The 16,984-nt window shown below is 31.6% G+C and carries 18 protein-coding genes and 1 pseudogene; 16 read left to right on the top strand and 3 right to left on the bottom strand.

The window, feature by feature from the left end; genetic code table 11:
• Window positions 1-129: 129 nt before the first annotated feature.
• The 8 genes and pseudogenes from AC3EMB_RS16980 (at window position 130) to AC3EMB_RS16945 (ending at window position 6,053) form a co-directional block, all read left to right on the top strand.
• The gene (locus AC3EMB_RS16980; protein ID WP_053563876.1) at window positions 130-933 is read left to right on the top strand and encodes a hypothetical protein; all 804 of its coding nucleotides are present in this window, start codon (window positions 130-132) and stop codon (window positions 931-933) included.
• On the top strand, window positions 930-1,925 hold the full coding sequence (locus AC3EMB_RS16975; RefSeq protein ID WP_428880243.1) for a WXG100 family type VII secretion target: 996 nt from the start codon (window positions 930-932) through the stop codon (window positions 1,923-1,925). The genes AC3EMB_RS16980 and AC3EMB_RS16975 overlap by 4 nt, the downstream gene beginning before the upstream one ends.
• Before the next feature lie 16 nt (window positions 1,926-1,941).
• Window positions 1,942-2,592, top strand: coding sequence for a hypothetical protein (locus tag AC3EMB_RS16970; RefSeq protein WP_053563878.1), 651 nt, complete (start codon window positions 1,942-1,944; stop codon window positions 2,590-2,592).
• A gap of 32 nt (window positions 2,593-2,624) precedes the next feature.
• A complete protein-coding gene (locus AC3EMB_RS16965) occupies window positions 2,625-2,891 on the top strand; it encodes a DUF4176 domain-containing protein (RefSeq protein ID WP_488517171.1) in 267 nt (88 codons plus the stop codon).
• A gap of 117 nt (window positions 2,892-3,008) precedes the next feature.
• A pseudogene (locus tag AC3EMB_RS16960) lies at window positions 3,009-3,128 on the top strand (WXG100 family type VII secretion target); the annotation flags it as partial.
• A gap of 16 nt (window positions 3,129-3,144) precedes the next feature.
• Window positions 3,145-3,798: a hypothetical protein gene (locus AC3EMB_RS16955; RefSeq protein ID WP_488517170.1), complete on the top strand. Its 654-nt coding sequence runs from the start codon at window positions 3,145-3,147 to the stop codon at window positions 3,796-3,798.
• On the top strand, window positions 3,773-4,564 hold the full coding sequence (locus AC3EMB_RS16950) for a hypothetical protein (RefSeq protein WP_053563881.1): 792 nt from the start codon (window positions 3,773-3,775) through the stop codon (window positions 4,562-4,564). The genes AC3EMB_RS16955 and AC3EMB_RS16950 overlap by 26 nt, the downstream gene beginning before the upstream one ends.
• Window positions 4,565-5,108: 544 nt before the next feature.
• Window positions 5,109-6,053, top strand: a complete 945-nt coding sequence (locus tag AC3EMB_RS16945) for a glycerophosphodiester phosphodiesterase (protein ID WP_488517169.1) — start codon at window positions 5,109-5,111, stop codon at window positions 6,051-6,053.
• A 38-nt stretch (window positions 6,054-6,091) separates the two neighbouring features.
• Here AC3EMB_RS16945 and AC3EMB_RS16940 read toward each other — a convergent pair whose 3' ends face one another.
• Both AC3EMB_RS16940 and AC3EMB_RS16935 read right to left on the bottom strand, forming a co-directional pair.
• The gene (locus tag AC3EMB_RS16940; RefSeq protein ID WP_488517168.1) at window positions 6,092-6,601 is read right to left on the bottom strand and encodes a DUF3916 domain-containing protein; all 510 of its coding nucleotides are present in this window, start codon (window positions 6,599-6,601) and stop codon (window positions 6,092-6,094) included.
• Window positions 6,594-7,445, bottom strand: coding sequence for a LysR family transcriptional regulator (locus AC3EMB_RS16935; RefSeq protein ID WP_488517167.1), 852 nt, complete (start codon window positions 7,443-7,445; stop codon window positions 6,594-6,596). Before AC3EMB_RS16935 ends, AC3EMB_RS16940 begins: the two co-directional genes overlap by 8 nt.
• Window positions 7,446-7,531: 86 nt before the next feature.
• Between AC3EMB_RS16935 and AC3EMB_RS16930 the strand changes: the two genes are divergently transcribed.
• Window positions 7,532-8,761: an MFS transporter gene (locus AC3EMB_RS16930; RefSeq protein WP_141558580.1), complete on the top strand. Its 1,230-nt coding sequence runs from the start codon at window positions 7,532-7,534 to the stop codon at window positions 8,759-8,761.
• Window positions 8,762-8,870: 109 nt separating this feature from the next.
• Here AC3EMB_RS16930 and AC3EMB_RS16925 read toward each other — a convergent pair whose 3' ends face one another.
• Window positions 8,871-9,101: a hypothetical protein gene (locus AC3EMB_RS16925; protein ID WP_000798787.1), complete on the bottom strand. Its 231-nt coding sequence runs from the start codon at window positions 9,099-9,101 to the stop codon at window positions 8,871-8,873.
• A gap of 257 nt (window positions 9,102-9,358) precedes the next feature.
• On the opposite strand from AC3EMB_RS16925, the gene AC3EMB_RS16920 reads away from it, so the two are divergent.
• The 7 genes from AC3EMB_RS16920 (at window position 9,359) to AC3EMB_RS16890 (ending at window position 16,977) form a co-directional block, all read left to right on the top strand.
• Entirely contained in the window at window positions 9,359-10,486 is a 1,128-nt protein-coding gene (locus tag AC3EMB_RS16920; RefSeq protein WP_078401308.1) for a serine hydrolase domain-containing protein, read from the top strand.
• Window positions 10,487-10,815: 329 nt separating this feature from the next.
• Window positions 10,816-11,973: an agmatine deiminase family protein gene (locus tag AC3EMB_RS16915; RefSeq protein WP_016080772.1), complete on the top strand. Its 1,158-nt coding sequence runs from the start codon at window positions 10,816-10,818 to the stop codon at window positions 11,971-11,973.
• Between the two features lie 167 nt (window positions 11,974-12,140).
• Window positions 12,141-12,557 carry a phosphate-starvation-inducible protein PsiE gene (gene psiE / locus AC3EMB_RS16910; RefSeq protein ID WP_000916570.1) on the top strand — a complete coding sequence of 139 codons (417 nt, stop codon included), beginning with the start codon at window positions 12,141-12,143 and terminating at the stop codon, window positions 12,555-12,557.
• A 180-nt stretch (window positions 12,558-12,737) separates the two neighbouring features.
• Window positions 12,738-13,670 (top strand): bestrophin family protein, encoded by a 933-nt coding sequence (locus tag AC3EMB_RS16905; protein WP_000233823.1) that lies wholly within the window; start codon window positions 12,738-12,740, stop codon window positions 13,668-13,670.
• Window positions 13,671-13,901: 231 nt separating this feature from the next.
• Window positions 13,902-14,879, top strand: coding sequence for an agmatine deiminase family protein (locus tag AC3EMB_RS16900; protein WP_000435519.1), 978 nt, complete (start codon window positions 13,902-13,904; stop codon window positions 14,877-14,879).
• A 42-nt stretch (window positions 14,880-14,921) separates the two neighbouring features.
• Entirely contained in the window at window positions 14,922-15,743 is an 822-nt protein-coding gene (locus AC3EMB_RS16895) for a MerR family transcriptional regulator (protein ID WP_000287980.1), read from the top strand.
• A gap of 187 nt (window positions 15,744-15,930) precedes the next feature.
• A complete protein-coding gene (locus tag AC3EMB_RS16890) occupies window positions 15,931-16,977 on the top strand; it encodes an agmatine deiminase family protein (protein ID WP_001244187.1) in 1,047 nt (348 codons plus the stop codon).
• Window positions 16,978-16,984 lie beyond the last annotated feature (7 nt).

Genomic DNA, 16,984 nt, shown 5'->3' with positions numbered 1-16,984 from the left:
CTCTTTCTTTTTTGTTGTTAGAATTTTTTTAGTTTTTAGTTTTAAACGTTGGTAATTACTAGATTGAATCATTTTTTTATTGTATTATATTTCCTAGAGATTACATATTACACTAGGGAGTGGGACTACTTGACTATTGAACCTCTTATTTTATCAAATAAAGAAGTATATGTATTAACTGGTATATTTGACCATGAAACGATGATTGGAATTGAGAACCCCTTTGAAAATTGGTCAGATGAGGAAATAGACAAAGAATTGGATGTAATGTACGAGAATTGGACAAACGAAGAGCTACTCATAATAAAAGAAGATGAAACATTATGTGACAAACAACTTTTAGAATATTTTCGTATTTGTTTAACTACAGGATTTGTTATTGAAGTACAGATAAGTAAAAACAGCGCTTTAGAAAAAAATATTTTCTATTTTAGTGAAAAAAAAGTTATACAAAATGTAATAACAGATACTAACGGTGAAAAACAATGTACATTTAAAGAATGCGGGACACCAGAGGTAGCTTGGCAATTTATATATCAAGCATTACAGCCTAAAAATACTTTCTCTCGTCCAAATTATACATTTAAAATCCCTTCTTCTGCATATAAGGAAAACATTTTAAATCAATCAAACAAGCAATTAGTAGATTACTTAAAACTTTACTTAGATGATGAAGCTTCCTTAGAGTTAGCAAACATTATACATAATCGTGAAGAGTTAAATACTGTTCAAGTTCATTATTATATAAAAGACTCATGGTCTACAGACTGTATTCAGTTTTTATATAGTCAAAATCAATATTGGCTAATCCAAAAAGTTTTAGATAATGAGCAAACACAAACGAATTTTATTTGTCTTGACACCTTTACAATTACTGAAGAGATAAAGAAAATGGTACTTTATCTTAAATCATTAGGCGGTGAAACAAGGTGAGTGGCGAAATTAAGGTTACTCCTGACCATTTAAGGAAATTGTCTTCTAATATAGAACAAACAGCTCATGAGCTGTTTGAAACATATCAACGTATCAATCAGCAGTTATTTGATATTCCATTCCAGGTATCTGGAAGAGATGCTGTGTTGAATCAATCCCAATACGCAGGCTCAGTATTAGCTACTATAACGACAGTTTTAAAAGAACAAAGTGATGCATTAAGAAAAATTGCTGATCGTTTTGAGAAGGTTGATCAACAAGAAGTTTCATTTGGGGAAGAAGCAATTGATATTAATTGGTTTGCACCGATGGGTGGCGATATTGATGATTGGAAAGATAACCCTACGGGATCTTTATTTACTTTACTTGGTACTGTAACTGAAGGTGCAGCTGCTTACAAGTTGGCAGCTTTACATAATAAAGGTTTGCGTGTAACCCCCTACAAAAATAACAAAGGAAAAGAAATGGTAAGATTTCAAAATCGCACCGTACTAAAGGATAAAAATGGACTTAATGTGATAAGGCGTACAAAATTACCTTTAGCTGAAGTAAAGCAAATAGACGATGTAAAAAGACATGTTTTATCACCAAAAGAAATTCTGAAAGATTCATTGAAATTAAAAACAAATGCTTTAGGCTATGCAGCTATAGGATGGGATGTAATTAATGATACAAAGGAAAATATTGAAAATAAAGCGTCAAAAACTAAGATAGCTGGTGATATCATTGGTGATGCAGCAATTGGGGTTGGTACAACTGCTGTAAGTGCCTTTGCGGGTGCTCAGGTAGGTGCAGCTGTTGGAACTGTTTTTGGAGGTCCAATTGGAACTGTTGTTGGAGCTTGTTTTGGTTTTGGTGTTTCTATAGGAGCTAGTATAATAACAGATGGAATTAAGTTTAATAAAGGTGATTGGAATCATGATGGTAAACAGGATTCGATAAAAGATAGAGTTAAATCTGGAATCGGAGCAACTTTAGATAAAATTTTTTAGTTTTTGGGAGATTAATATGGAAAAATACTACGGAAAAAGCACAGAACAAATTATTCGAAAATTGATGCCTTACAGTGTTAGATCGAGTGTCATTATGGTGTGGGTAGTTATTAATTTTATGATTTTAACCCCATTTTTATTTCCTCCAACCTTTACTATATACTTATATATAATTTTACCATTTCTTTTGACTGCTAATATATGGGGGGGATGGGTATTTTTTTGTAAACCAAATGAGCCAAGGTTGGTACACATTTTATATAATGGATTTATGGGTATAACTTTTTCATTTGGAAGCTTTATAGTGATTCAAAAGATTGCATATACTTTTATTAAAATTGAAACACCTCTGTTTTTTATTGTTACTTTTGTGCTTTACATTTTTACAATTTATAAATTAATTTCTATTGGAATGAAAAGTTTTTTAAGGCGATTAAACAATGAAGAAAATGATAATATAAAAATTTCTCCAATTGTTTATTTATCAGGTTTGGGATATATTATTGGACAAATATGTGTAGGTACATTATCACAAAACGGTTTAGCGACGGTCTTAATTTTAGTCTTTTCTTTATTGGCTGTTGTGTCTAGTATATATGGTGTATACATATGTGTATATATTGATTTAAAGAAGCGGAAAACCAAGCTAGATTCCTTAAATTCTTAACAAAATACAATTAATAAGGAGGAAGCCATACAATGAATTCGCAACTTTTTCCTATAGGCTCTATTGTAATTTTAAAAGAAGGTACAAAGAAACTCATGATTTTTGGACGTAAACAACAAGTGGAAACAGATGAGATAAGAAAATTCGATTATATGGGATGTCCTTATCCAGAAGGCTATATTAATCCAGATTTCACTTATTTATTTAATCATGATGATATTCAAGAAGTTGTTTCAACTGGATATGAAGATCAGGAAGAGCGTACTTTCCAAAAAAATGTATTATCTAAAATAAAATAAGAAATAATGTAAAAAACTGTTTAAACAAGCAGTTTTTTTTACATTATTTCTTATTAGTGATGCAGCAAACGGATCTTTTATTGGAGTGGAATAAGCTTGGATGTTTTTATAGAAATTAATATAGAAACTGATGGAATCAAATTTAACAAAGGTGATTGGAATCATGATGGTAAACAGGATTCGATAAAAGATAGAGTTAAATCTGGAATCGGAGCAACTTTAGATAAAATTTTTTAGTTTTTAGGAGAGTAATATGGAAAAATACCACGGAAAAAGCACAGAACAAATTATTCAGAAATTGATGCCTGGCAGTGTAAGATCGAGTGTCGTTATGGTATGGGTAGTTATTAATTTTATGATTTTAACCCCATTTTTATTTCCTCCAACCTTTACTATATACTTATACGTGATTTTACCTTTTATTTCCATTGCTAATATATGGGGAGTATGGGTATTTTTTTATAAACCAAATGAGCCAAGGTTGGTACACATTTTATATAATGGATTTATGGGGCTAACTTTTTCTTTTGGAAGCTTTATAGTGATTCAAAAGATTGCATATACTTTTATTAAAATTGAAACACCTCTATTTTTTATTGTTACTTTTCTGCTTTACATTCTTACAATCTATAAATTGATTTCTATTGGAATGAAAAGTTTTTTAAGGCGATTAAACAATGAAGAAAATGAAAATATAAAAATTTCTCCAATTGTTTATTTATCAGGATTGGGATATGTTATTGGACAAATATGTATAGGTACATTATCACAAAACGGTTTAGCGACGGTCTTAATTTTAGTCTTTTCTTTATTGGCTGTTGTGTTTAGTATATCTGGAGCGTATATATGCATATATATTGATTTTAAGAGAGAGGAAATGGATGGGATGCATAATGGACAAATATAATGGCAACAACATAGTGGATTGTATACGAATATTAATACCATTTGATATAAGGAATGTTGTAGGGGCCTTTATGTGGGTTATCATGAATTTTATGCTACTTATCATTTTATTCATATTTCCACCGTTCAATATATACTCTTACGTAGCCTTACCATTTTATGTGATATGTAATCTATGGGGAATTTGGGTTTCTATTCATAAGCCTCGGCAGCCTCAATTGCAACATTTACTATATTCTGGATTTGTTGCTTTAAGTATTTCATTTTGTAGCTTCATAGCTGTACAAAAGTTTGCTTACGAATTCGTAGAAATAGAGTCACCTTTATTTTTTACTCTATCGCTTATTGCATATAGTTTAATTGTTTATAAATCTGAATTATTCTGGATTAAATATTTTACAGCCCGCTTAAGGGGGACAACTGATCAAGATGTGAAAATTCCTAAAATTGTATATTTTTCTGGTTTAGGTTATATGATTGGTCAAGTTATTATTGGGATTTTGAGCCAAAAAGCTATGGCGATTGTGCTAATCGTTATATTGTCATTTATTTCAGTTGTTTTCCTAGCGCTAAGTACACATTTGTATTTTTACTTTGATTTCAAAAAACAAGGTATTACTTCGCGACATTTAAAAAAATTACATTCTCAAAAGAAGCCTAGACTGTCAAGAAAGGAAAGGAGACAATCCACGGCTGCTTCGGGACATGTAAATATACCACATTCTCAAAAGAAACCTAAACTTACAAGAAAAGATATACGAAATTAAGAATTTGTAATTAAATAAAACCTAGGTTTACGTAAATATCACGTCAAATGATAATAGAATTTTATCTTGTATGAATGGAAATTAAAGAAGTTAGATAGGAATCAGGCTGTACAGAAAAATTCGATAGGTTCAAATACTAATTAGTATGAGATATATAACTTATACTGGTTAAAGCTTCGTCGTACTGAAAAAATAATATTCACAAATATTAATAGGTTTGGTATGATTAATTTCGACAAGTTAATCGAGGCCGGAGATATTTGAGAAAAGCCATAAATTTATTTAGGGATACAGGAGTGTAGCCTAAATAATTTATGGCTTTTTTTATTGAATGAACCGTACAAAATAGGGAGTTACATGTGAAAAGGAGGGCTATAGGAATTAAATAGGATAATACTAGTTTTCTATATTAATAATATAGAGAAAGTATATTTGTAAGATTGGAATTTTAATATAGGTTTATAAAAATATTGAAAGTGTGTCTTCTATTTCGTGTAAATCTCATTAGCTTGTTGAAATTTGCAACGTAGGAAGGGTTAGAAGGATGAGAAAAATTATTAGCGTTTTAGTTATTTTCTTTATGACGGGAAGTATCTTTGCTGGGGGAGCTGTTCATGCAAAGACAGAAGGAAAGCATGAGGGGAATGCGAATAAGTTTTTAAATATTGCACATCGCGGAGCAAGTGGACATGCACCTGAGCATACTTTTGCTTCTTATAATCTAGTGAAAAAAATGAAAGCGGATTATTTAGAGTTAGATATCCAATTAACAAAGGATGGCCAATTAATTGCAATGCATGATACAGCAGTTGATCGCACTACAAATGGAACAGGCGAAGTACGTGATAAAACGTTAAGCGAAATAAAGAGTTTAGATGCAGGATCATGGTTTAATAAAGCGTATCCAGAAAAGGCTAAGCAAGAGTATGTTGGGCAAAAAGTTCCAACTCTTGAAGAAATTTTTCGAAAGTATGGAAGAAGTATGAAGTATTATATTGAAACAAAATCACCAGATGTGTATCCAGGAATGGAAGAGAAATTGTTGGCGTTGCTACAAAAATATAATTTAGTAGGTCAAAACATGTCTTCTAGCCGTGTTATGATTCAATCATTTAGTAAAGATAGTTTGAAAAAGATTCATAGTATGAATGAAAATATTCCGTTAGTTCAATTGCTTTGGTATTATCCAAATGAAAACAATGAAATTGTCGAATGGTCTGGCATTACACATGAACCGAAAAGTGTAACGAATGATGATTTTCAAGAAATTAAAAAGTATGCAGCTGGTATTGGACCAAACTTACGTAATGATAACGGAGAACTAATTATTGATGAGTCATATATGAAAATGGCTAGGAAAAATGGACTGTTAATTCACCCTTATACAATTAACGAGAAACCAGATATGAGACTGTTAATCAAATGGGGTGCTACAGGAATGTTTACAAATTATCCGGATCGATTACATAGTGTATTGAAGGAAAAATAAGTGGAAAAGGGTATACCAGTGTTTTAGGTATACCCTTTTTAATTTAACTCCCCGATAAACAGAATCTCTTTTTCATAGCATTCATCTTCATCATAAATAATTTCTTGAAAGCGAAGTGTTTGGAAGGAATGATAAACCAAAATTTTCCATATCTCCCAAAAATCAATTTCATTTGAAAGAAGAATCCATTTTTGAAATTCACTATTTCTATTAAAGAAATTATGAAAGTAGTTCTCATTTTTAAATATAATGATTTGCGAATCACACAAATTATTTATAGAAATCAAAACAACAACTCGATATGTATGTGTATCGCTCGGTTTCATATTTATTAAATGATTTGCTTGATTTAATAAGGTTTGAATACATAATCGCTTTACTTTTCTAGGTGTTTTACGAGAGTCAATAAAAGCTTGCGAAACTGGCAATAGCATATTCCAATATTCATCGTTATAGAAAGTAGAAGGGAATGTTTTTGTATGTTCCTCAATTCGCTTTATCATAGTGTTTGTTTTTCGTTTCATACCACGTATTTTCTTTTCACGCATTGAGAGTCATCTCCATAAATTTTTGTAATGCAGCAGAGTGATATATATCTTTTCTAGTAATAAAAGTAGTAGGAACTTTTTTGAAGCTATTTGGCAAAGGATTGAATGATATGTCATGTTTATGACCATTTAAAATAGACTTCATCATAATTGCTACGCCCATACCTGATTTTACACATACGAGTATCGCTTCAATTGTTCCAAACTCTAATACTCGTTTAGGTGAAATTCCTTCTTCTTGAAGCCAATTTTCTAATAAATTTCTATAATAGCACCCGTGACTAAATGCAAGTAAATTCATGTCTCCTATGTCTTTAAAGGAAGATAAAGGCTTTTTGCTAATGAGAACTAATTCTTCTTCACGAAATATATTTGTATGAAGTTCAGCATGCTGAGTAGAGCCAGCTATAAACGCTCCGTCCAGTTTTCGTTCTATTACAAACCTAATCAATTGTTCCGTCGTATTTGATTCTAAAATCAATTCGACTTTTGGGTATTTCTCATAATAGGCCGTTAATATAGATGGAAGTCTTACAGCGGTTGTAGATTCTGTACATCCAATTTTTAAAGTGCCCCTTGGTTCGATCCCATTACTTTGAACTGCTTTAACAGATTCATCCATTAAGTGGATAATTTGTTTAGCGTATGTTAATAAAATCTCACCGTTAGAAGTTAAAGTTACACCTTTTCCGTTTCGGTAAAATAAAGGTACACCTAGTTCGTTTTCTAGTTGTTTCATACGCATCGTTACGCCAGACTGTACATAGTTTAAATTTTTAGCTGCGTGAGATATGTTTTTTTCTTTCGCAACTTCGTAAAATACAGTTAAATCTTTTATATCCAAGTATCATCCCTCCATAAAAGGTATCATTTTTTTTGATGGATTACATGATAAATCTTTATTTTATATGATATCAGAACTTTCATACAATGGAAGGGGATGGAGGGATTATTGTGTTAATGGAAGAAAGGATAAATGGTACTTATAAGTGGGTTATGTTAATTTTTGCGACAGTTGCTCAAACAACAGCGACACTTATAACGTATGGTGTTGGAGCATTTGCTTTATTTTGGAAAGAAGAATATGCACTTACGAATACGGAGAGTGGATTGTTAGTAAGTGTTGTAAATATAGGACCGCTATTTTGTATGCTTTTTGTTGGGCGGCTACTTGATCAATACAATGAAAAGTTGTTAATTTCGATAAGTTTATTTTTACTAGGGGGTTCGTTTTTACTGACTAATATGGTCAATGGATTTAATGGGTTACTCTTTGTACTTTTATTAGTAGGAACGTTTTATAGTGTTTCGCAGCCAGGAGGAAGTAAGGTGATAATGAAGTGGTTCTCAAAAGAAAATCGCGGGTTAGCGATGGGGATTAGACAAGCCGGTATACCGATTGGTGGTACATTAGCGGGAGTATTGATCCCGTTTCTTATAATAAAATATAATATGGCCTATGCGGTAAATAGCATTGCATGCATTTGTATAATTGGAGGGTTTTTATTTTTTATATTTTATAAGGAACCATATATTCAAGAGAAAGTTAAACAAGAACGTAGTAAACTTTCTTTTTGGATGCAGTTAAAAGAAGTGATGTGTAAAAAAGAGTTGTATGCAATTTATATAACTGGCATTTGTATGATTTCATTGCAAATGGTGTTAGTTGCACACTTTATAAAATTTTTAGTATTGGAACAATCAATCACGCCAATTTTAGCTGGAAAAGTATTTTCCGTTATGTTCTTTTCTGGAATGGTTGGTAGGGTTATATTAGCAGCTACTAGTGATTTATTTTATAAGGAGAATAGGCGTACCCCCTTATTTATAACTGTTTGTATTTCTATTTTCTTCATTCTAATATTAGTAATGAGCATACATACAATAACGAATGTATTGTATGGCGTAAGTGCATTGTTAGGGTTCTTTTCAATTGGATGGTTTAGTCTTTTTATAACTGAAGTTGCGGAATCAGCAAGTGAAGAATCGGTAGGGATGACAGTGAGTTTTGCACTTACATTAAATCAAATTGCTATTATTGTTGCGCCTGCTTTATTTGGTTATATTGTAGATAAGAAGGGATATACGTACGCGTGGTTATGCATAGTTGTATTACTAACTATTTCAGCGGTTAGCTTATATAGGAAGTATAGAAAATGAAGGAATGTTAGCAATGTAAATTTTTTATGAAGAAAGTCTAAAGAAATGTTGAATGAGCAACATTTCTTTTTTATTTGTTGTATAATCAAAATGTAAATGAGATTCGTTTTCAATTTCGTTCATTACCTCTTTTGAAATTACCTGTAATTTTAGCCATAATTAGCTGTTTTTCTTTATCGTTATTTGCATGATTTATTTTATTTAAAAATTTTTCAGCATCATTTCCTTTTAATACCATAATCTGTTTTCTGTAATATTCAATTAATACCATGTTGTTTTTTATTATCCGATAATGAAACATTTTATCATCTAAACGATTGCGTTTATCGGTGTTTTTCATATTACATCTCCATTCTTTTTAGTATGTAACAAATGTTACAAAAGAATTTGAAATTATAGTGTAATGCATCCGATTGTATGTTGGAAATTTTGCAAGAAAGAAATACAATAGAGAGTAGTAAAAATTGAAAATGAGAAAAAGGAATCTAGTTTTAACAGAGTGAATATTAAATAATATTATAATATACTTGATAATTAAAAGATATAAAATAGAATGGATGTACGTTAAGTGAAACTAGATAAAAGAGGGTTCCTAGTATGTTAAAGAAATGGTTAATCGTTTTCTTTATTTTTGCTGTTTTTTGTGGGAGTGTTGTTACACTAATACATGCAAATAAAGGAAAAAAATATGATACAAAGGCATTTTCTAATGTAAATAATAAGCAAAAAGATGTTAAGCAGGAAGTTGATGCGAATGAGAAAAAGCGTTATGAAATTGCAGCTGGAAAACTAGATCAGTACTTAAAAGATAAAGGATTTAATGGGAGTGTTCTTGTAGCAAGTAAAGATCATGTCATTTTACGAAAAGGCTACGGTTATGCGAATGTGAAAGATCAAGTATTAACAACGCCAAGAACGAAATATCGCATTGGGTCTATTACGAAAACAGTAGTTGCAATATCTATTATGCAACTAAAAGAAAAAGGGAAGTTGAACATTGAAGACAATGTAAATAAATATATCCCATCGTTTCCGGCAGATAAAAACATTACGTTACGAAACTTGTTAACACATACGTCTGGATTACCAGAACAGGGACAAGGTAGTGTTGACGCAGCATCACGGTTAAAATTAGTAACGTGGATTGGGGCACAAACGTTACAATTTCCAGCAGGGACAGGATGGAAATATACAGATTATAATTATATGGTGCTTGCATATATTGTAGAAAAAATATCGAATAAACCACTTGCTGAATATGTGAAAGAAAATATTTTGACTCCTGTTGAAATGAATGAATCTGGAATGGGCGCAACACTCCCAGAAGATATTTTCTTAGCAGAAGGGTATACGAAAAAAGATAATAAGTTAATAGCCACGCCTCGCTTAAAAATGAACTGGCTGTATGGTTGTGGTGAAATGTATACGACTGTTGAAGATATGAAAAAGTTAGATGAAGCTATTATGGATGGTAAACTACTTTCCAAACAAAGTGTATCAGATATGTTTTCTGCATCACCTGCAAGAAAATATGGATTTAGTTTCTATATTTACCCAGATTATTATCATAACCACGGTGTATTAGCTGGCTGGAACACTTTTAATAATTTTAACTGGGATAAACGAACGTTTGTCATATTATTTTCTAACGTCCAAAATGGTATGAATGATGCATTTAATCAAGAATTTAGGAAAATGGCGAATGATTTAATAGAAGGAAAGTAATTATAAAAAAATCGGTATTGATATGTAATTATCAATACCGATTTTTTTATTTTGTAAAGTTTTACTTACTGAATAAAGTGAAACTTTAATCAGCAGGGCCCCACCTAACTTCTTTGCTTTCGCTGAATTTTGAGGTGGGGGTCTTACTGCCCACAAATGGCGGGATAAATAGGTAAAAAAGGTGATTGGCATTTGAATAAATCTAAATAGGTAGTTAAATGATAAGTAATGCAAAGAACAATTGGTAATTTTTACATTGATAAAAAAGCTTGAGCTTCACACTATGTGAAGCTTTACAGTATTGGAGACAAGAACAGGAGGTTGGAAAAATGAAAAAAGCAATAAAGTTTTGTTTAATAGCTACATTATCTACAACGATTATTAGTGGATGCTCTTTTGAGGGTAACAATGAAAATGTTAAAGGGAAAGAAGGAGAAAAAGTAGAGGTACAGAAAAATGCTGGGAAATATACGATGCCAGATGAAAAAGATAAACATGAAGGTACATGGCTGCAATGGCCACATGAATACACATATGGTGAAGAGTATAAGCAGGAAGTTGAACCTATTTGGGTTAAGATGGCAAGTGCTTTAACTGAGGGTGAGAAAGTTCACATTGTTGCATATGACCAGGAAGAAAAGGAGAGAATCAATAAGCTTTTAACAGATGAAGGGTTAAATATGGAGAAGATTGATTTCTTTATCGCGCCTACTGATGATGTATGGGCAAGGGATAGTGGACCAATTTTTGTTTATGACAGCAACAAAAATCTCAAAATATTAGATCCAGCATTTAATGGTTGGGGGAAGAAGACACCTTATAAAAATGATGCTCAAATACGTAAGAATGTTAGTAAACAATCAGGAATTGAAAGAATTGATTGGGGGAAATTTGTCCTTGAAGGCGGCGCAATTGAATTAGACAGCAATGGGACTGCTTTATTAACTCGAAGTGCGGTAACGAATAAAAATAGAAATCCTGATTTATCAGAAAAGGAAATTGAAAAATATATAAGTGACCTTGGGGTATCAAACTTTATTTGGTTAGACGGAGTACCTAATTTAGATATTACGGACTTTCATATTGATGGATTTGCTAAATTCCATAATAAATCTACCATTGTAACGATGAAAGAAGATGACCTAGCTGAATGGGGTTTATCTAATAAAGATATGGATACATTGTTAGATGCCAAAAATGCTTCAGGACAGAAATATAAGTATGAATACTTGCCGCTTAGTAAAGAAAAGGTTGCTTTAGAGAATGGAAAAACTCTCGATTATAAGGGATCGTATATCAATTATTATATTGGGAATACAGTTGTATTAGTGCCTAATTATAATGATCCGAATGATAAAATCGCAAACGATACGATTCAGAAGTTATACCCAGATCGTAAAGTAGTCGGTATTGATGTGAGGGAGTTGTATAAAAACGGCGGTATGATACATTGTGTGACACAACAACAACCAATTGCATTGAAGTAATTAATTGTAATTTTGTTGTGCTGCTATATAGACAAAATAGGTGAAATCTTATCTTTACCTATTTTGTCGTTCCTTATTATTTGTAAAAATAAAAATTAAATATAATGATAATTGAATTGTAGTGTATGTTCGCTTTTCGTTTTATATGGTAAAGGAGAAAAATGTTTGTGTTAAAGAATTTTAAAATAGTGTTTTCGTATTTCCCTATCGTTTTACAGTACATTTTAAATGTAGCTTTAATTTGCTTAGGGGTTGTTCTAAGTGTATTTCTTATGAAAGAAGTCATTCAGTTTATACAAGAACTGAAATTGGATGGTAATGAATCTAGTTATCATTTAATTGATAGTATCGTCGTATTCTTTCTGTACTTCGAATTCATCGTAATGATTATAAAGTATTTTCAAATGAATTTTCATTTTCCATTACGATATTTTATATATATAGGTATAACAGCTATTGTTCGTCTTATTATTATAGATCACGATAGTCCGTTAGATTTATTGTTATATGCCTGTGCAATCTTTGTATTAATTAGTGCGTTGTTCATTGCGAATTCTAAAATGATGCGTCGAGATTTAGAATAGTGAACATTTGTTGTTGAATTAAATAAGATATTTTATCTTTTTGAAAAAAGGAGTAACAGTATTGAAAGAAATAATCTTAACCAGCCTCATAATGATAGGGTTTATGATTCTATTATTTAATTGTATACTTTCATGATTTAAAAGAATAAAAGGTTAATAGAGAAAGAGGTTTTTGTAAATATGGTTCATTACAATAATCAAAATAGTTTACATCAAATATTTACATTAAAAGGGACAATTATAAGAGATATTTTCCCGCAAATCGTATTATATACGTGTATTTCAACGATAGTAGCTGTGATTAATTATTACTATACAGAAATAAATATAAATCAGACTCCTTGGGTAATCGTCGGAGGAGCTTTAGGATTACTATTAGTGTTTCGTACGAATACTGCCTATGATCGGTACTGGGAAGGTAGAAAGCTCTTTGGCACGATTGGTGCTTGTACTAGAAATTTAGCAATTAGTTTTTTATGTCATTGGGATTCTAAAGGGAAGAGTATGGAGCAGGAAAAAATAAAATTTTTACATTTATTAATTGCATTTCCAAAGTTAGCGAAAGGACACTTGAGAGAGGAAAAAAATCTATCTGAAGTGAAATCATTGCTCGCTGTCTGTTCTGAGAAGGAAAAAGCACTTTTGGTTGAGTCCAATCATTTACCGATTAGTATAGTTTTTATGTTGAAAACTATACTATCAAAAGGTTTGAAAACGGGGCAAATTCATCCAAATGCGATAATTAGTATGGAAATGGATTTGAATACGTTACTTACATCTGTGGGTGGATGTGATCGTATCAAAACAACACCTATTCCTTTTGCATATTTTGCTCATATAAAAATTTTATTGATTATATTTTGTGCGACTTTACCGATTGGTCTTGTTGATAGTCTCGGATGGTTTACAGTACTTGCGACTACGTTTATAAGTTTTGCATTCATAGGTATTGAAGCAATAGGGGTTGAAATTGAAGATCCCTTTGGTCAGGATCCAAATGATCTTCCGCTAGAAGGAATTTGTATAGGAGTAGAAGCGCATTTAGTGAATTTATATAATCAAAACGATCTATTAGAAGTAATGGGTTTGAATCTTGATACAAAAATCATTTAATCATTTATTGTTGTTTTAAAATAGGTTATTTAAAAAACTTGTCAAGAGTCAATTTAAGGCTTAACGTCAGCTTTATATTTTTTATATAAATATATAATATTTCTCCATGCTATAATCCATTCATGAAATATACGCGGTTCATGAGTTGTAATGAAAAGAGAAATGAATTGAGGAATAGTTGGCTTTGTGAAATCAGTTATGTAACTACTATTAAAAAGCGAGGTAAATAATATGGAACAAAAACATAATGGGATTATTTTTACTGCAATACCAGACGAATCGAATGAATATTATCAACCATTTTATGAAGACTTGATTTACTTTAATGAATGTTTAAATGAAAAGAAATCAATTGCGGATCAACTTATATCTTTATCTGTTGAAGAACAAGACTTTCATACGAGCTGTTTTGAGTATGATGATATTTGGCTAAGAGATGTTGCACCGGTTGTCACAAATCATCTAGTTAAATTTAAATATCGACCAAATTATTTGCCAGATGATCAAGGGCGATATTTAGATCAACAGTTTAATAAATGGTTGAAAAAGAATGACTTTGAATATGTGAAATCCCCATTAATATTAGATGGTGGTAATCTTATTTGGAATAAAAAAGATACCGTAATATTAACAGAACGTATATTTGATGATAACGATGATTGGACAGAAGAGGAAATTATTGAGCAGTTAGAATGGGATTTAGATGTGAGTCGAGTTATTATTATTCCTGCTGAAGAAGGGGATGTACTAGCACACGCAGACGGAATGGTTAAATTTATTGATGAACATACAATGTTTATTAGTGATTTTTTAGGAGATCATGAATTTAGATATAGTGTTCAAGAGATTATTCAAGAACAAATGCCAGAAGCTGAATTTATAGTTGTTCCTTCATCATATACAGAGAAAGGACAATATGATCAAGAGATAGCATCAGCAAAAGGGTTGTATATAAATATGTTAGAATCATGTGATGCTCTTTATGTTCCTAAGTTTGGACTAGCCAAAGATGAGGAAGTTTTACGATATATTCAACAGTATACGGAGAAGCAAGTTATTCAAATTCATGTAGGAGAAATATCAACAATGGGAGGTGCAATGAATTGTTTAACGTGGTATTGTCCAAGCCATTTGTTACCTTCGAAAATGAGAAGATTGAAAAATCAGAATGAAGATTTTTCAATGAAGAAGATTTTTGATTGGTTTTAATAAATAAGTAATGAAAAGAAAATATATTCAAGGAGTATTGATATGTATACCATCGCTGAGTTTTCTCGGATTTGTAAAATGAGTACGCGGATGTTAAGACATTATGACAAAGAGGAGATATTAAAACCGGCATATGTGAATCCGGTTAATGGGTATAGGTATTATGAACAAGAGCAGCTGGAAGTAGCATTGAAAATAAAAAAGTTAAGGGAGTATAAATTTCCTCTTCCAAAAATTAAAATTGTTTTGCAGTCATCGGATCAAGATTCGTTTGTTCAACATATACAATCACAAATTATCGAGTTGTCTCATGAAGTGAAGCAAAATTTACAGGTTATTTCAGAAATGAATGAAATGGTAATGGTGAATAGTAGTCTAAATATTGCTCGCCATAGAAGTTACGATATATTAATGGGAATGAGGAACGAAGTAACGATAATTACTCAAAGAGTAAAAATAGATATAGATGATATAGATGATTATTTTTATGACTTATATGAAGAGGTACAAAAAAATAACTTTCAAATAGTCGGTTCGCCATCTGCAGTCTTTTATGATGAAGAATATATTCCAAGTAACAGTGATATTGAATTAAGAATCCCGGTTATGCAGGGGAATGATGAAGATGTAGTACAAGAATATGAAATGAAAAAACTAAGTCCACATCAAATCGTTACTACTATGCATTATGGAAGTTACGACTATATAGGTTACGCTTATATAGCGTTAGAAGAATGGGTTGAAAAAAATGGGTATGTAATAGTTAATTCGCCATATGAGGTTTATATAAAGGGACCTGAATGTGATTGTTTAGCAGAAGAGTATGTGACACAAATTTGTTTTTTAGTTACGAAAATAGAATGAGAATAAGGATTGACATTAACATTATGTCAATCCTTATTCTACGTACGAAAGCAATTTATCATAATAAAAAGGCGAAATAAAGAGTCACCTTATAAAGTTGCTACAAGTAAATGAAGATATTCCTGTTGACCTTAACACGATGTCAAAGTATAGACAGTACGTACATTCATATAAGGGGTGAACACGTATGAGAAATATAGAAAATAGTTTGTTTTATATGCCTGCGGAATGGGAGAAACATGAAGGTACATGGCTCCAATGGCCACATGATAAAGCACATAGAGGTGAAGGTTATAGAGCTAAGTTAGATGATATTTGGATATCGATGGCAAAGGAGCTTCACTATGGAGAAAATGTCCATATTGTTGTATGTGATGAAGAAGAGAAAATACATGTCCAATCGAAGTTAATGGAAGCTAATGTAAATATGGATAAAATTGATTTCTTAATTCAAGAAACTGATGATATTTGGATAAGAGATAACGGACCAATCTTTGTAACGGATAAGGAAGGGAATCGCTGCCTAACGCACTGGATATTTAATGGTTGGGGAAATAAATATCCGTACGAAAAAGACGCTAATATTCCGAATAAAATAAGTGAAATGTATCGCATTCCAAAAGTTGAATCTAGTGTCTGTCTAGAGGGCGGGGGAATTGAGATAAACGGAAACGGGACCTTAATGGCGGCGAAAACGTCTATTATAAATGAAAATCGAAATCCCACACTAAGTCAGAAAGAAATTGAAATGGAATTAACGAAATATTTAGGAGTAACGAATTTTATATGGATAACTGGTATACGCGGAGAAGATAATTATGATGAAGATACGGATTATCATATTGATGGCGCGGCACGGTTTGTAAATGAAAATACGATACTGTATGAATATGATCCTTTCGGTGAAGGAGAGCCATACCTTTTGGAGGCGTACGAAAAGCATTATCAAGAATTACGACAAGCGAAAAATATAGATGGAAAGCCATTTCAGCTCATTCCAGTACCAGTAACAAGAAAAGTGGTAAAAGAAGCAGACTGTAAGGGTTCATATTTGAATTTTTATATTGGTAATGAAGTTGTATTAGTTCCTGTATATGGTGATGAACATGACAAGTTAGGGCTGCAAATTATTGAAGGTCAGTTTCCAGGAAGAAGAATTGTCGGTATTTATGTGAATGAATTGTATGCGTATGGTGGTATGATTCACTGTGTGACGCAGCAGCATATAGAATAGAGTAATT

The organism is Bacillus sp. LQ16 (assembly GCF_057784645.1).
This window is presented reverse-complemented; position numbering and strand designations above follow the sequence as displayed.

Excerpts from the sequence above, each read along its gene's own strand:
- AC3EMB_RS16955 (WP_488517170.1), top strand. The coding sequence starts at position 3,145 with ATGGAAAAATACCACGGAAAAAGCACAGAACAAATTATTCAGAAATTG.
- AC3EMB_RS16920 (WP_078401308.1), top strand. The coding sequence starts at position 9,359 with ATGTTAAAGAAATGGTTAATCGTTTTCTTTATTTTTGCTGTTTTTTGT.
- AC3EMB_RS16900 (WP_000435519.1), top strand. The coding sequence starts at position 13,902 with ATGGAACAAAAACATAATGGGATTATTTTTACTGCAATACCAGACGAA.
- AC3EMB_RS16925 (WP_000798787.1), bottom strand. The coding sequence starts at position 9,101 with ATGAAAAACACCGATAAACGCAATCGTTTAGATGATAAAATGTTTCAT.
- AC3EMB_RS16905 (WP_000233823.1), top strand. The coding sequence starts at position 12,738 with ATGGTTCATTACAATAATCAAAATAGTTTACATCAAATATTTACATTA.
- AC3EMB_RS16895 (WP_000287980.1), top strand. The coding sequence starts at position 14,922 with ATGTATACCATCGCTGAGTTTTCTCGGATTTGTAAAATGAGTACGCGG.
- AC3EMB_RS16965 (WP_488517171.1), top strand. The coding sequence starts at position 2,625 with ATGAATTCGCAACTTTTTCCTATAGGCTCTATTGTAATTTTAAAAGAA.
- AC3EMB_RS16890 (WP_001244187.1), top strand. The coding sequence starts at position 15,931 with ATGAGAAATATAGAAAATAGTTTGTTTTATATGCCTGCGGAATGGGAG.
- AC3EMB_RS16950 (WP_053563881.1), top strand. The coding sequence starts at position 3,773 with ATGGGATGCATAATGGACAAATATAATGGCAACAACATAGTGGATTGT.
- AC3EMB_RS16945 (WP_488517169.1), top strand. The coding sequence starts at position 5,109 with ATGAGAAAAATTATTAGCGTTTTAGTTATTTTCTTTATGACGGGAAGT.
- AC3EMB_RS16940 (WP_488517168.1), bottom strand. The coding sequence starts at position 6,601 with ATGCGTGAAAAGAAAATACGTGGTATGAAACGAAAAACAAACACTATG.
- AC3EMB_RS16915 (WP_016080772.1), top strand. The coding sequence starts at position 10,816 with ATGAAAAAAGCAATAAAGTTTTGTTTAATAGCTACATTATCTACAACG.
- AC3EMB_RS16970 (WP_053563878.1), top strand. The coding sequence starts at position 1,942 with ATGGAAAAATACTACGGAAAAAGCACAGAACAAATTATTCGAAAATTG.
- AC3EMB_RS16930 (WP_141558580.1), top strand. The coding sequence starts at position 7,532 with ATGGAAGGGGATGGAGGGATTATTGTGTTAATGGAAGAAAGGATAAAT.